Here is a 14,369-nt window from a genome sequence, read left to right as displayed (position 1 = left end):
CTCATTCCTGAGGTCGTCTTGGGTCTTGCTTTTACAGAGAGGCGGCTCTGGGCTGGCTTTTCCAAACGTTCCCAGTTCTCGATAGCGTCTGGAATCCGCATTCGCATGTGCCGAGTTGGTTCTCGTGAAGAACGAGCCGCATGACGGCTCTATGGTTCACTCGGTACGAGCCAAGGATCGGTGGGACGTTTTATCTACCGGAACGGTTACAATGCCCCGTCAATATCGATAGGAGATCGCCAAGGTCAGCTCTCTGAACGTTCGGTCGGTCCTGACAAAGTCGGCCTCGTTAGCCCCCTACCGGGAAGTGCAACTGTTGCTGACTGTTCCTAGCTGCAAATTGGTCCAACGCGTCTGCAAGCGATTTTGGAGGGGCGATCGGTGACATGCCATCCCGATCTTTGCGCATGCAGCCAATCTCCTGAAACCCATGGGCAACGATCACCTTTCGACCTGCTAACACCTTCGAGTAATCGAAATCGAGACCTATCCGATGACGACGAATGTACGACAAATGCATCGTAATTTCTATTTCGTCCAGCGCGTATATTTCGTCGAAGTAATTACAATTAACCGTGATAGTTACAAGCCTAAGCTCGTGCGATATATCATCGATTACAGACGGCGCGTGTTGAGCAAGAAACATTTCTCGGCAACGTCCTTGCCAGGCAACGTGTCGCGCGAAATAGACGTTTCCGACAACATTGGTTTCCTCGAACGAGACGATGTGTCGATAGATAAATGGCTTCCCGATGAGCGAGACATGCCCGGTTCGGCCAATCTGCTCGTTCATGCCTTAAACCCCCGGATCGAGCTTAGAGCGATCGTTTTCCCGCTTTCCTGGTCGGGAAGGTCCACGAGCAGAAGGTCGACGCCATCAACTTGGAAGGGTTCCCCGCGGCGAAGTTCTTCTGTCGGACGAATTGTGGCCTGCCGTCCCACCTTCCGACACGCTTCGATCGCTGCAAACCGGTATTGTGCGCCGCTTGCGTCACCAGTCTCCAGATCGCAGCCTATGTGGTTGTCCGCCGACAGGGCGAGTGTCATCCCTTCCCGGTGTGCGAGAGTGATAAACCCCTCGCCATTCCTCAGGATCGGCCGCCCGTCTGAACGGCGATCTATGCTGTCTGTGATCCCAAGGACGGCGAAGGCTGAAACGCGCCGCTTTTCGCGCGTGTTCAGGTCGTCGTTAATTATTGCGACCTTGATACTGTCGTCATCGAACGCTTCCCTGGCGGATCGCTCCACGAATGGCGCCTTCAGCCAGAATTCGCTCTTGAGCGTGCTGGCAATATCCACTTTGCCGATCGACCGGAAAGCCGCGCGGCTCCAGCGCTGGACGCAGCGGCCTTCACTGTCTTCAACATCGATGTCGAAAATATAATAGCCGGATCGCACCTCGCGTTCGACAGCGCGAACGAGAGCCGGCGGACCGCCGTTCATCAGGTCAACACGTTCAACCGAGACCGGCACCACGCGCTTGTGCGGGATTGTCACCTGCAACGCGTGCAGGCAGGCGTCTGCGGCACCCGGATCTGCCAAGACTAGTCCCTTTGCTTCGTAGGAGCCAAACCACCCACCCCCTACGTCTGGCAGAAGGGTTGCGACGACGTGGCGCGAACTCAACGAAAAGAACCGGTTAATCCGCTGGAAACGGCCTCTATTAAAGAATAACTGGCCATAGAGTGACTTCGCATCAAACCCCTGTCCGTCCAGGTCCCGGCGAGGACTAGCCGTTGCACTGTCGGGTCGCCTGGATAGATGCCTGAAAACGGCCCGCGCGGCTGGAGCGCTGAAGTCGTCTGCGCCTGCAGAAAGGGCTACCTCGATACGACCCTCACGGCGCAGTGCCGCCAGACGAAGCGGCGTCTGTCTCATGTCCAGCTGGACTGCACGCTCAAAAGACGCACTCTCTATCGACGTGATGACATCGCCATTGCATAGGCACGACGCGGCTTGCGCCATTGCTTCCAGAGCTATGACGCCTGGCAGTATCGCCTGACCAGCAATGACATGATCGTCTATGTAGCGGTCGCGGCCTCTCGAAATATCCGTTTCCAGGATGATTTCCTTGTTTGGATAGTAAAGGAGCGGACGATCCACGAAGCGCAAGGACGGCAGATCTGCTCGACCCAGATCGAGGTCACGAGGCTGACCGAAGCGGCTCGTCACGGCGATCGTACCTTCGGCCCCTGCCTGGACAAGCTGATCGAATTTGGCGAGTGCATCGTCGACAGAAATGGGATCGACCCCCTGGGCCACAAGGCGCTCGATAGTCCCGAGCCGCTCGCCCATGCCGATCCCGCCCCAGATCGACCATTCCAGTGCCAATGCAGAGCGACCCGGCGCCGCGCTTGCCCACGTCACGGCAGCATCTGAGAGCGCCTCGTTTGCAAGCGCGTAGTGCGCCTCGCCCTCGAGTCCGATGCGACCTATCAGAGAGCCAAAGGTGAGAACCTTTCGCAACGAGGGGCCACACGATGAGATCGCATTTGTGAACGCATCCAGCTTGGTCGCAAGGCAGCGACGCGCAGTGAGCGCGTTGACTTTCGCGATCTGCATCGGTTCGTTCACCGCTGCGGCGTGAATAAGCACCGTCGGTTTCCCTATTGCGCAGATTGCAGGAACCAGTCGGGCTTCCAGCTGCGCAGCATCGCATGCGTCGGCACAGACATATGCACACCGAACCTCCAGCTTCGAAGCCCGTTCCAGAGTGTCGGAAACGTCTTTGCTCTCTGCGGGCGACCGCCCGACAAGTATCAGCGCGGCACCCTTTCTGCCGAGCTCCAGAGCGCATTCGGCCGTAATACCGCGGCCTCCACCAATCACCACTACGACGTCGCCAGCACCAATGGCTAAACCGGAAGCATCGCTTGATGAGGAGACTGGAACGAACACCGGCGACTTCAGCGACCCTTCCTTGTCAAACCGGAACTCAGTGTATCGTCCCGACCGCGCCTGAAGCGCATTTTCAAACGACTGGTCGTCTCCGTCGCCCTCGACCACACCCAGGACGCGAACCGTCTGGAAGGCATTCTCCAGTGCGAGTGACCGCGCGAAGGCCGATATCGGTGCTGCGCTGTGAACGATGCCCAGATTCCGGACTCCGCGGCGGGCAGCCTCGGCAGCGATAGCAATCAATGACTCGGCAGTTGCCCGGGAGAATGAGCCATGCAGCCGCAGGAGCCAGCCATCGCGTGTATCGGGCAGCGCAGACAGGTCCTGCTCCTCTGAAACCGCAACGGTTGACCACATCACCGCTTCGGAGATCAGAGAGGACGGCATCACATCTGCCCAGCGCATCGAATATGTGTCCACCCACGGGCGGACCCCTGCAATACGATCAAGATCACCTTTTGCCTGACTGAACTCGCGCAGTTCGTCTAACGCGCTGGCCAGGATGCGCGGGGTCGCATTTGCGAACTCGGTAGGCGCCCTCGGAGATCGGGCGCCGACCGCTCTGGCCGCAGCAATCACGATCCGTGACACGGACAATGAGTTCAGGTGCAGACTATCCAGAAACCTGTCGTCGGGGCCGATTGATTCGTGGGGAAGGCCTGTCTGAGCTGAAATCAATGACAGAATGGCCCCAAGACTGTCGGCAATCACCGTCTCGGCAATCACCGTCGATGGCGCGTCATCCGCGACATGGTTGCTCGCTTTCGAAGCTACAGGAGGCAGGGATGGTGCTTGCGTCCTGCCTGTGTCCCTTGAGCCGCACGGACTGGTCAGAAACGAGGGGATCGAGGCATCAAAGCGCCGGATGGTGCGCTCGGCAAAGAGCGGCGTCGCGTCAATATGATGCCCCTTGGCATGAAGCTCTCCAAGGGTCAGAAGCAGTGGCGCGACCGACGCCCCGAAGGCGTCAATGGGTAACGTCGGCACCCCTGACAGTTCGGCGAGTCTGGCAAGGCCGTGACCCGGGCCCACTTCTACAAAAATGTCCGCATGCTGTCGCGCGTTTACCAGCGCCGTCTCAAAGCGCACCCTACCGACAAGCTGGCTTGTCAAAAGCGTGCGCAGGTCAACAGTTTCATCAATCGGGGCGCCTGTAACGGTCGAAAGAACGAGTTTGTGACACTGGCCCAGAGCAACACTTTCAAGTGCCTGCCGAAACGGATCAACGGCCCGCGCTATGTCCGCGCTATGGAACGCATGCGATGTCGCAAGCCGCGTGTAATCGATAGACGCGTGGTCAAGGAGCAAAACAAGGCGCTCAATCGATCGCGATGGCCCAGACAGAACGGTTTCTGCGCGACCATTCTCGCATGCCACCGCAACATCGCCGACCGGCGCAGCGATCGCCTCCGCTTCTCGCGAAGACAGCGCAACGCGCAGCATGCAGCCGCCAGGCACAGCATAGCGGGCCATGATCGTGCCGCGCATCGCGGAAAGCGCAATCGCATCATTTCTGGTTATCGCGCCGCCCCACGAAAGCGCGGAAATCTCGCCGAGACTGTGGCCAATTGCCGTCTCGGCGTTAATGCCAATGCTGTCGAGAACTGCAAGTCCCGCCATGCTGGCGGCAACTATTGTGGGCTGCGCGACTTCAGTGGCAATGCTTTTGTGCTGCTGATCCTTTGGCAGCAGGCGGCGGAACTCATCGGCAGCGCCAAAGCATGGCGCCCAGAGTCCTCCATCCATATGCGATGGCGCCCCCTGTCCGGGGAAGATGTAGCCTATTCGGGGAGGGGCGCTTCCATCCCCCACGAACACGCCCTGCTCCCGCCAGAATACTGGCCGCCCGTTCTCGAGCGCGGACCTGGCATGAGATAGCCGATCAATGAGTTCTCCGGCGTCTGAGGCCACAATGCCGACATTGACGCTCCCGCCGGACTGTCGCCGGCATACGGCTGCCGCAGCCTCGGAAAGTTCTGAGGTCGAGATCGACGATGCCCTTGCCAGCAGGACTTCCAGATCGCGCGCGACTTCATCTCGCTGAGTGCCCGAGAAGAGGAAAAGTTCTGCATCAAAGGCAGCGGGAGCGCGCAGCGATACCGACGTCCTCCGGGGTTTGCCGACCTGCTCGATGACGATATGCGCGTTAATTCCGCCGAACCCAAAGCTCGACACGCCGGCGAGAGTCCCATCAATCCGTTTTGGAATGAGTGAGGGCTGAATTCTGTTTTCTGTTTCTGCAAAGGCCGGATGCGGATCACGACACCCGACATGAGGCGGCAGGACACCCTGTCGCAAAGCCTCGATCGCCTTTGCCAGGCCCGCGAAACCGGCCGCAGCTTTCGTGTGGCCTATGTTTGCCTTGATGGATCCAATCAGGAGCGGATTCGATGTCGCGCCACGCAATGAAGCCAGAGCTTGTATTTCGGTTGGGTCGCCTACAGCAGTCCCGGTGCCGTGGGCTTCGACGAAGGCCAGATCCGCCGGATCCGCATCGGCGCCTTCGTAGGCTCTCCTGTATGCAAGAAGTTGCCCCGTGCTGGATGGCCGGGTCAATCCCCCTGCTCCATCCGTAGACATTCCCCAGCCACGGAGCACGGCCAGCCGGTCGAGACCGGCACGGCCTGCGTCGCAGTCTCGCACAATTACGGCGAACGCTCCTCCTTCTCCCGGCCAGAAGCCTCTCGAGCTGACATCGAAGACCCGCATATCACCTATGGCAAGCGCACCGTTTCGAGAGAATCCAACCAGCTCGAATGGATCAATGCTGAGATCAACACCGCCAACAACGACTGCATCGGCCTGATGAGATGCGAGCAGATTCGCTGCATCAGCCACCGCAACCAGCGAAGATGCACATGCGCCGTCGACAGTGTATGCGCCGCCTCGCAAATCGAAATGGTTAGCAATTCTGCCCGCTATGGTGTTCGCCAGTCCACCGGCAAGGCTGTCCTCGTTTGGCGCCGGGAATTTCCGGCGGATCTCCCGACCAAAAGCCTGCCGAAGCCTCGCTCCGACAGTCGACTCGATGCCCTCGGTCTCGACGGCATTTGCCAGCATCGTGTCAAGGAAGGGCAGCCGGTGCCTGAGCATCGCGGCCCGGCTGAATTCACCGGTCAGGGTATTTGCAACAATCACCGCCGTCCGGCTGCGATCAAGTCTGTCGAGGCCCGCCCTGCTGATCGCGTCGGCTGCAAGTTCAAGTGCTAGCCAATGAGCCATGTCGGTTGCTTGAAAGGTTGGCGCGGGGACGCGAAATCGTGCGCGGTCAAATTCCCAGCCTGTAAGGAGCCCCGCCATCACCGGCGCGATCGAGTCGGCTTCGCCGAGAAGGGATTCTGCATACTGTTCGAGGTTCAGTCGCTCCCTAGGGATGGACCGGAACGACCTTCGCCCTTCCATTGCATTCTGCCACAACGCTGTTGGACTCTCCGCATCAGGAAACCGGCAGGACAGCGAGACGATGGCAATCCTGGTTTGCGGCATCATCATTCGCCCGGCGAGAGGGCAGCGGGCCCTCGTCTCTGGCCGGCAAACCGCACCTTGAGACCCACATTTGCCATTGCCATAAATGCTCCCCGTCCTGCGGTCACGCCAGTGAGCGCAAAGAACAGCCCGAAAACCACGTGGAGTTCCATGAGGACTGCGTATGCAAGAGCGACCGCAACAGCGAAAGCGACCTGCCTGCGCGTTCGGGCAGGGGTCGTCGCCGGATCGGTGATCATGTAGAAAGTGAACAGTATGAAAGCAAAGCCCGTCATCGGCACAAGGCCGGATGTAATAGGTGTGCCGTTGATGGCGGCACGAATGATCGCCTGCGCAGCGAACGCCCCGACCCATGCAAGTATCAGCGGAATCCTGCCGGTTGCTTTTCTGTTGAGGTAGCTTCCGGTTCCGACGATGACAAGCGGCAGAAGCCAGTCAACGAAACCCCATGTGTTCTCGGAGAACTGGTAAGGAGGTGCAATGCCGACTGTCGGGAACAGCAGCAGCGTTACCGTAATGCCAAAATTCGACGGGTTGAGGAAATGTCTCTGAACCGGTTTGCCGTCCCTGTCTTTCCCCTGAACTACCCGAAATACATATTTTGATCCCATCGCAACGCTGGCCGCGAAAGCAACGGCGGCCAGATTATCGGCCGCATACAACAGCATGCCGACCGCCAGTCCACTGATGTGAGCCGGCAGCAGAAACCTCACCAGATTGAGGAACTCGCCCGCGTAACGCGGTTTGCGTCCGGCAGCGTGCGCTTCCAGGGTCTCGCCGATCAGATCTACGGAATAGGTTGTTCCGACCGCGACAAAAGGGGTGACCCACGACTGCTCGAACCCCAGAAAGCCGTGGCCAATAACGTTGAGCACAGTGATCGCAAAAGCAAAGCGGGACAGACCGCCCAGACGTTTCTCTGAATACCAGCGTTCCGCAACAGCTTCGAACCGGTCAACGCCTCGAGCAGTCGGTGCAGTTGTTTCTATTGACATCAGCCACCCCTCTTCCCGGTGGTATCCTGCGAAGCAGCGGCTAGTGCGCCGCCTAGCACGATCCGGTGCCGCCCGGGCGTCAGCTTCATCGTCACAGTCTGCTGGCCAGAAGCGCTGCGCCATTTGAACTGCACATCGAATTGCGCGTCGGAGGCCACCTTGCCCAGACCGAGATGGATTTCGGGCGCACGCTTGCCGGCGTGACCGGACCCTCCGTCCACGACCGAGGTGACAACACGGCCATCGGAAAGAGTGACGCTCGCTTCCGCGCCAATTGCAGGCCTTGTACCCGCCACTGCTCCTGGCACTCTCAGATCAACAACGATCGATTTTCCGACGTTCTCCGAACGATTTCTCAGGAAGAGTGAGGGACTCCATTGCCTCGCGATAGCAACCGAAAGCCGGCCATCGCCATAGACGTCGCCAGTAGCAATCCCCCGCGAAACAGTTTCTGAATCCAGTCCGAGAAAATTCCAGACATCGGAATACTTCCCGTCTCCCGTCGGAAGGAACAGGCGATCATGATCCCGCCCGGAAAGTTCATCCCCTTGAGAAAAACGGGGCCAGGCTGCAGGAAACTTCAGAAGCTCGTCGTTGCCCATCGCAAGCTCCTGGAGCTCGGGCCATCGGTTCGTTGTCCCCTTCAGGAACCCGATGGCCTGCAGGATAGCCGGTCGTCCGGAATTCAGCAGGTCCGCAAACTTAACGTCCCAGCCCCAGCCGCTCGTCCAGATCCCGTACTGCGTGCTCCGGTCGACGTAAGGCGCGACATCTCTGAGCCAAGCGGTGTCGTCACCGTTGTTGACGAACAGGAAATTGCTCTCAAGAAGAGCATAAGGTGACGAGATGTTGCTTACGGCAAGGGCGGGCCGGCCATCGCCGACCAGATCTCCGAAATCGGCGCCCATCCCCTTGAATGAATCCAGACCCAGCACCTTGGAACGCGGAACGCCAACAGTCCTGGTTCCCTCGACCAGTTGGAAGTGGGGATTGCCAGGACTGGACCGGTTCAGAAGAAGCCGGTCGTTGCCGAAATCATTGGCGACATAGATCTCCGGCAGGCCGCGAAATTTCTGCATCTCGCCTGAAAGCGAGGCGTCATCCAGATCGCGCGCGGCAAGCGCCAATGTCCAGCCGTCTGCCATACTGTCGGTAAAGGCGGTGCTTGCGTCCCGGTAGGCGACAGAAGTCTTGGTCGCATACTGCCAGAGGAACAGCCCGTTCCTGCCGCCGTTCTCGGCGCGTGACATGGAGTGCTGCATTGCAACCGGCTTGTCCGATAGCGCATCAAGGACCCGATCGCCATCGCGAAAGTAGTTCCCGAAGACGAGATCCGGATGGCCGTCGCCATCAACGTCGGCAAGAATGGCCGCATTCGTATTCCATATCTCCGCAGCGTCAACCAGTTCGATCGGCGTAAATCCCGCGGCATCAAGAGCCGGACGATCGTTGCGAAGGAAAATTACCGGCGTTCTGCCCCAGTAGTAGACGACCAGGTCCATCCGGCCGTCCTCGTTGGCATCCGCGGGAAGACAGCCCATTGGCGCAATTGTCCGGCTGTCAAAGCCTCTGTCGGGAGCCTCCAGAGCAAATGGCGCGAAGCGATCGCCGGTCTGCGGAGCCGGCAACACGGTGACGCTGTCGTTGCGCGGATCGACCAGGCATATGTCAGCCGGCAGTCCTGTACCCTGAATGTCTGCAAGGGCGATTCCGGCACCTACCGACGAGATCCATCCATCGATGCGCCTGAGCGAAGGATTGACGTCGCGGATTGTTCTGAAAGGCCGTCCCGTGTCCGCTGGCTGGAGATAGGTGGGCGACAATCTTAGCGGCGCAGCCAGATCGGCAGAGGCTTGCGCCGTGAGGTGACCCGGAGACGCAGCGAGGTAGAGCGCCAGGGCTATCGACAGGGTCGCGATTTTTGCTGCGTGCCGCAAAAGAAAGCGTCTCATTCGGCAGCCTCCAGTCGCCCGGCAGCCAGCGAAGAAGATGTCCGGTCTCGCCAGACTTCATAGTCCGGAACATCGGGATCGACCTGGGAAAGACCCTCCCGAGCTGTCGTGACCTGCCGGGAGAGCTTAAGGGCCGACATGTTGCAGACAGTCATCGCCGCAAGGTCGGCAACCTGAGGTGGCGCACCGGCGCGCGCGCGCGCTTCGCAGGCGAATGCTATACCTTGTGCGAAATGCCGCCTGTCGGACGCCGCCTCTTTCAGGCCGATTCTGAAATCTGCCTGGTCACCACAACCGGCATACGCCATGGCGAGACCGAGCCCGGCCCAGAGATCGCCCTGTCGCGATGGAGGAAATCGCCGGATTGCCAGAACAGCATCCCAGAGTGAGCCGCCGCAGACAAACCATAGTGCGCGACCTACACCCTGGTCGTACGCGCGCCCGCCGTAGCCAGTCCTGACCCTTCGCCACAATGACAGGACGCGACGTGGCCTGAAGTATGTGTCGTGAAAACCCATTCCGTCGAACGCGAGCCAGCGTAGGACCGGATCGAGAACTCTCAGTATGGGTGTCCTGCGCCATGGCAATCGTGCCATGGCCCATCCGCACCCAACGTGGGCCAGATAGGTGAAATCAGGATCAAACTCGGCCAGCAATTCGGGAAGAACCGGTCGCCGCAACGAGAACGCGTCATGGACCGCCACCCCCATGGCGCTGCCTTCGACCGCGAACCCCCGAAAGAACGGATCAATGTCGGCAGTGGCCACGCGTACCTCTGCGGCGCTCCTGGCAAGCAGAGCCGTGTTATAGCCCGCGATAAAGGCCTCGCCGATTATTTCGAGCCGGGTTCTTCGCTCCTTCGATGGCGAGTTGAAACCGCGTCGTTCAAAACTGGCTTCCGAAGGCGACAGGAGAAGGAGGCCCCACAGCATTCTTGAAGGCGACAGCATCGGGGGATCAAACGGGTCGAACGGAAGGGGGATCATGTCATTCCCTCATGGCCGGTCTTTTCAGTTGCGCATTGATGACCTCGCAGGCACCCGACACGCCGGACACCTTGAACCGCTGGTCAGACTGCCTGCTTGCACCAAGCTCCTTGACCTCTCCCTGCCAGGTGCGTGCCTCACCTCCCGGGTCCAGCCAGAAGCGGAGTACGAACACCCTGTCCGGCTGGCCCGACTCTTTCTTTTGTCCCACGACCAGGCTCCTTCGATAGGTGGAGTATTTCGTGAGGTCGTGTGCGCAGTCTCATCAATACGTCGCGGCGAAGTGGGGGAACAGAGTGAGGCCTCTCGGGAGATTCTCACGAGAGCCTCACGACCTGCAGGGTTCGCGATATTCGACAGATGCCGCGCGCCCATGCAGGTATGCCCGGAATTTTGCTGAACCACCGCCAGAAGCAGCAGAAATTCATCTGCCTGGCCCGGGATCTTCGCCCTCAAGTGAATTGCGGGCCGATACCAGTCGCAGCCCACGAAAGGGGCCGACAGAGTTTCTTTCGGCCAGCGCATTCCGCATGCGCTCATATCCCATGATGCCGATCATTGCGAAGGGCATTGGCAGCAGGTTCATGGCAAAATGCCAGGTCACCCTGAATCCTACTGCGAAATCCCGGCTGCCGATAACACCAGCCGCTCCGAACAGGGTGCTCATTCCGATCGGCTTTCCGACAAAGAACGCGCTCGTGGTAAGCATGATGTGCTCGTAGAGATGGAAAGTCTCGATGTACAAGGCCCAGCGCACCCATTTCGAGGGCAGGCACACATAAAGGCAGACCAGACCTGTCAGAAAAATTCCGTTGCCGATCAGATGCAGGACCTCCATGCCCAGCATCGTGCGGCGCGCAGGATCGGCGGCAGGTGCGACGATGAGACCGACCTTGTCAACGAGATTCATAACCCATGGCGACATCCACGGCGTGTCCCGGCCGCAGATGTTCGACCAGTCGCCAAGGACCCACACGCCAAACTGGAACGCGTGCTCCGCGAAATGGCCAACCTGGAAAATCAGGCTAAGAGCGGCAATGGTTCCGAATACAAGCTTGAAATTTGTAACTTCGGCGGTTTGGGAGAGTTCTGAAGTGGCCATCTCGGGTTCCAGGCTCGGTAGCGATGAGGTCGTCGCAGGCCAGAGCCTAGGCTGCAACCCTCGCGCCAGAATTCCCGAACCCTCACGAAATACTCCATGGCAACGACACTATCCCGAGATGAAATTCTGATCGATAAACCCAGCGGGCGCCACCACTTTCCCTCCGTCAGTTCATGATTTGCGGGAGCGGTCACTGATCGACCGGACAGAATTTCCGATCAGGAGGTTTGCCTCTCAGAATGCCCAACTGCAGGGCGGACCGCGTGAGATACGAAACGAGCGCTGTCGACCATGAAGCTCTGCGAACATAAGTCAGCCGGTCCGCTTCGACGCTGTTTGCATGCCCTCGCTACAAAGCGTGAGAAGTCAGCGCGCCAGCCTTCTCAAGACACAGTGCCCGCCGGATCGACTCTATGTCGTCGTAGTTGTCACATTCCCGGACGAGCTGGAAAAGTCGGGCCGTTTCGGGCATCGGCCCGACTCCGATTTCCGTACGAAGTACTTTCTGCCACCGGTCGAAAAACCTAGCTGCCTCGGCGCGCTGCTCATCCAGACACAACAGGCCCAGAATATTTCGCACGAAAAACTCGCGGAACGGATCAAATGACAGGACCGTGCGGCATACGGCAATGGCGTCGGCATAGTCTTTTTGCGCGACATATCGGGCCAGCGCGTTATGGGCGAGCGTGACAAAACACGTATGAACTCTCTCGCGTTCTTCCAGAAACAGAGAGTTTTCCTCGCCATCGAGGAACGGTCCCTGATACAATTCGATTGCAGCTCTGATGGCAGCGAGCGATGGCGTCTCCCGAGGATCTGATCCGGCAGCCAGCTTTTTTGCCAGCGCGGTGACCGCGCTGGAGTCCACATGTAGCCATGACTCCTGGTCCAGCACCACATCGTCGCCAATCGACCGCAGATTTCTGCCGCCATTGCTCTCCGGCTCCTGGCCGAGGATCTTTCTGAGGCGCCATAGCGCCGAGTTCAATGCGGCCCGCGACCTCTCGGTGTTCATCTCCGGCCAGAAGAGATCTGCAATCCGTTCCCGACGGTGAAGCCTTCCGGGGAAAGCAAACAGGAATGCGGCCATCCTCTGCCCGGAAGGACCGAGGTCGGAATGGACCCGCTGACCGTTCACCGTGATCGCAAACGATCCCAATAGATTGACCTGCAGCACGACCTACCCCCAAACACAAGGGAACCGCATGCGCCGGCCCTCTCTTCACTTGGCCGATCGCGATGTTGCTTGCTGTCTGACAATAATGCAGAGTTCGCTCACCATAAAATCACGGATCGATCTGACTTCCTAGTATTTTATCAGGCGAGGCTTAAATAAGACATGGCCGGCACACATGACGCGGCAGTTGGCACTGCTGTGATACGTGGGTCCGCGTATCCATAGCTTGCGATCTGCTGGGCGCGCTCCCCGAATGCAGTGGGGTCTGACGGCGTACGCGCGCGAAATCCGTCAACAATTCGATTGTACATACAGAACGCCGATGCGATCAGAATCGTCAGCTGCACATCGGCATTGCTGGCACCGGAAGAGCGAGCCGCGGCGATGTGACGCCCGGCAAGCTTTCGACCACTACTTCTGACTATCAAGGCGATGCGAATGAGCTGCCGCGTCCTCTCAGCCAAACCGGTCAGTCTGCCATCCTTTACTTCGTCAACCAGACCTCGCGAGCGGTCCGCGCCAACCCCTTCTCGCTGCAGCAGCGCGTCCGCAAACGCAGCGTGCGTGTCCATACAATAGAAGCAGTCATTACCGGCGGATACTGCCGTTGCAATCAGCTCACGTTCGGGCCTGGTTAATGTCGAGCCTGGAAATGGCTTCACAAGGAGGGCGTCGGCAAGCAACCTCAGCGGCGTCGCCAGATCCGCTGAAATCATCATGGCGGTCAGAATTCCCGGAAAGTCCGGCAGTCCGTCCACGATCGGGGTTTCGGTCGCCCGCAACGTTCTTTCAGCCTGTCTCGCGTGCTGGTGCTCACCCATCGACTCGTCCCTGTGCTGCATGTGCTCCAGATCGGATTGAATGCATGCGTGTTGTGCCTACCCGGTCACGAAGGAATTGCAACTTTATCTTTCGACTATGTCCTAGATCCGCGCGGTCCCCAGGCTGGAGCGAGGACATAGGTTGGCCTGACGACTTGAGGAACAGGGCTGCCGGTTCCGATGATGCAGGCTGCCTGTGCTACACGTCGATTGGCCCTGGCACGCAGCAAATCAGAGGCTGCGTCGCACAAATTCAGGCACGTTAATGTTTGCGCGCAGGCGCTAACGGAACAATGCGTCGTCGGTTTCGGTGAGCGGGGGCAGAGCAAGTCGCCTGATTAGCTTCGGATCAATTTCCGGCGCCTTTCCACTGTTGCTCGAGGCGTCGTAGTCTGTGGCTCGAATTCAAGATCAAGGCAGTGATCAAGATCAAGTGCATCGGTAGACAAATGCCCGCTCATCCGCGCGCCAACAAGAAAAGCCGTTCGGCGAATGTAGTCGCGTGCTCGTTCCGGAAGATGCCTAGCCGGTATGATAGGTGTGCCGCAACGCGTTCGATATCTGCGTGCGCTGGCGGTTGAGCATTAACCGGACCCGGCGCAGCATCATCACACTTTGCTGCTCGGGTGATTTCACCGGCACGAAGCGCGTGGTCGGCCGTGTGACCGCCTCGCAGATCGCCTCTGCATCTGCAGCATCATTCTTCTGCCGCTTCAGATAAGGCTTCACGTACTGTGCCGGCAGCAGCCTGACATCATGGCCACGTGCAGTCAGTTCTCCCGCCCAATAATGCGACGAGCTGCAGGCTTCGATACCGACCAGGCAACGTGGCAGGCTCTTGAAGAAGGCCAGCACCCGTGGACTTGAAACACTGACTTCGCAACATCAAGACCATTCGTCGTAACGTTGCCCGTCATAGATCTCCTCCAGCTCTGGCCCCCACGATCACACC

Annotated in this window: 9 protein-coding genes and 1 pseudogene; all 10 read right to left on the bottom strand. The window is 59.0% G+C overall.

Annotated elements, in window-relative coordinates:
• Positions 1-289: 289 nt before the first annotated feature.
• Positions 290-793, bottom strand: coding sequence for an acyl-CoA thioesterase (locus LB564_RS16985; RefSeq protein WP_224539419.1), 504 nt, complete (start codon positions 791-793; stop codon positions 290-292).
• Complete coding sequence (locus LB564_RS16980) at positions 790-6,390, bottom strand: type I polyketide synthase (RefSeq protein WP_224539417.1); 5,601 nt, start codon at positions 6,388-6,390, stop codon at positions 790-792. The genes LB564_RS16985 and LB564_RS16980 overlap by 4 nt, the downstream gene beginning before the upstream one ends.
• A complete protein-coding gene (locus tag LB564_RS16975) occupies positions 6,387-7,379 on the bottom strand; it encodes a hypothetical protein (RefSeq protein WP_224539415.1) in 993 nt (330 codons plus the stop codon). The genes LB564_RS16980 and LB564_RS16975 overlap by 4 nt, the downstream gene beginning before the upstream one ends.
• Positions 7,379-9,331 (bottom strand): CRTAC1 family protein, encoded by a 1,953-nt coding sequence (locus LB564_RS16970; protein WP_224539413.1) that lies wholly within the window; start codon positions 9,329-9,331, stop codon positions 7,379-7,381. The genes LB564_RS16975 and LB564_RS16970 overlap by 1 nt, the downstream gene beginning before the upstream one ends.
• Positions 9,328-10,317: a DUF1702 family protein gene (locus LB564_RS16965; RefSeq protein WP_224539411.1), complete on the bottom strand. Its 990-nt coding sequence runs from the start codon at positions 10,315-10,317 to the stop codon at positions 9,328-9,330. The genes LB564_RS16970 and LB564_RS16965 overlap by 4 nt, the downstream gene beginning before the upstream one ends.
• Before the next feature lies 1 nt (position 10,318).
• On the bottom strand, positions 10,319-10,528 hold the full coding sequence (locus LB564_RS16960) for a hypothetical protein (RefSeq protein WP_224539410.1): 210 nt from the start codon (positions 10,526-10,528) through the stop codon (positions 10,319-10,321).
• Between the two features lie 213 nt (positions 10,529-10,741).
• On the bottom strand, positions 10,742-11,419 hold the full coding sequence (locus tag LB564_RS16955; protein WP_224539408.1) for a DUF6008 family protein: 678 nt from the start codon (positions 11,417-11,419) through the stop codon (positions 10,742-10,744).
• A gap of 349 nt (positions 11,420-11,768) precedes the next feature.
• Entirely contained in the window at positions 11,769-12,596 is an 828-nt protein-coding gene (locus tag LB564_RS16950; RefSeq protein ID WP_224539406.1) for a BTAD domain-containing putative transcriptional regulator, read from the bottom strand.
• Positions 12,597-12,736: 140 nt separating this feature from the next.
• Positions 12,737-13,417, bottom strand: coding sequence for a carboxymuconolactone decarboxylase family protein (locus tag LB564_RS16945; protein WP_224539404.1), 681 nt, complete (start codon positions 13,415-13,417; stop codon positions 12,737-12,739).
• Between the two features lie 543 nt (positions 13,418-13,960).
• Positions 13,961-14,334: pseudogene (locus LB564_RS16940) on the bottom strand (IS110 family transposase); the annotation flags it as partial.
• Positions 14,335-14,369: the final 35 nt, after the last annotated feature.

The organism is Mesorhizobium sp. ES1-6, from assembly GCF_020164775.1.
Lineage (GTDB): Bacteria > Pseudomonadota > Alphaproteobacteria > Rhizobiales > Rhizobiaceae > Mesorhizobium.
Note: the sequence above shows the minus strand (reverse complement) of the source record. Positions and strands in the feature narration are given on the sequence as shown.

Coding starts and splice junctions, on each gene's coding strand:
- LB564_RS16985 (WP_224539419.1), bottom strand. CDS start 793: ATGAACGAGCAGATTGGCCGAACCGGGCATGTCTCGCTCATCGGGAAG.
- LB564_RS16980 (WP_224539417.1), bottom strand. CDS start 6,390: ATGATGATGCCGCAAACCAGGATTGCCATCGTCTCGCTGTCCTGCCGG.
- LB564_RS16975 (WP_224539415.1), bottom strand. CDS start 7,379: ATGTCAATAGAAACAACTGCACCGACTGCTCGAGGCGTTGACCGGTTC.
- LB564_RS16970 (WP_224539413.1), bottom strand. CDS start 9,331: ATGAGACGCTTTCTTTTGCGGCACGCAGCAAAAATCGCGACCCTGTCG.
- LB564_RS16965 (WP_224539411.1), bottom strand. CDS start 10,317: ATGATCCCCCTTCCGTTCGACCCGTTTGATCCCCCGATGCTGTCGCCT.
- LB564_RS16955 (WP_224539408.1), bottom strand. CDS start 11,419: ATGGCCACTTCAGAACTCTCCCAAACCGCCGAAGTTACAAATTTCAAG.
- LB564_RS16945 (WP_224539404.1), bottom strand. CDS start 13,417: ATGGGTGAGCACCAGCACGCGAGACAGGCTGAAAGAACGTTGCGGGCG.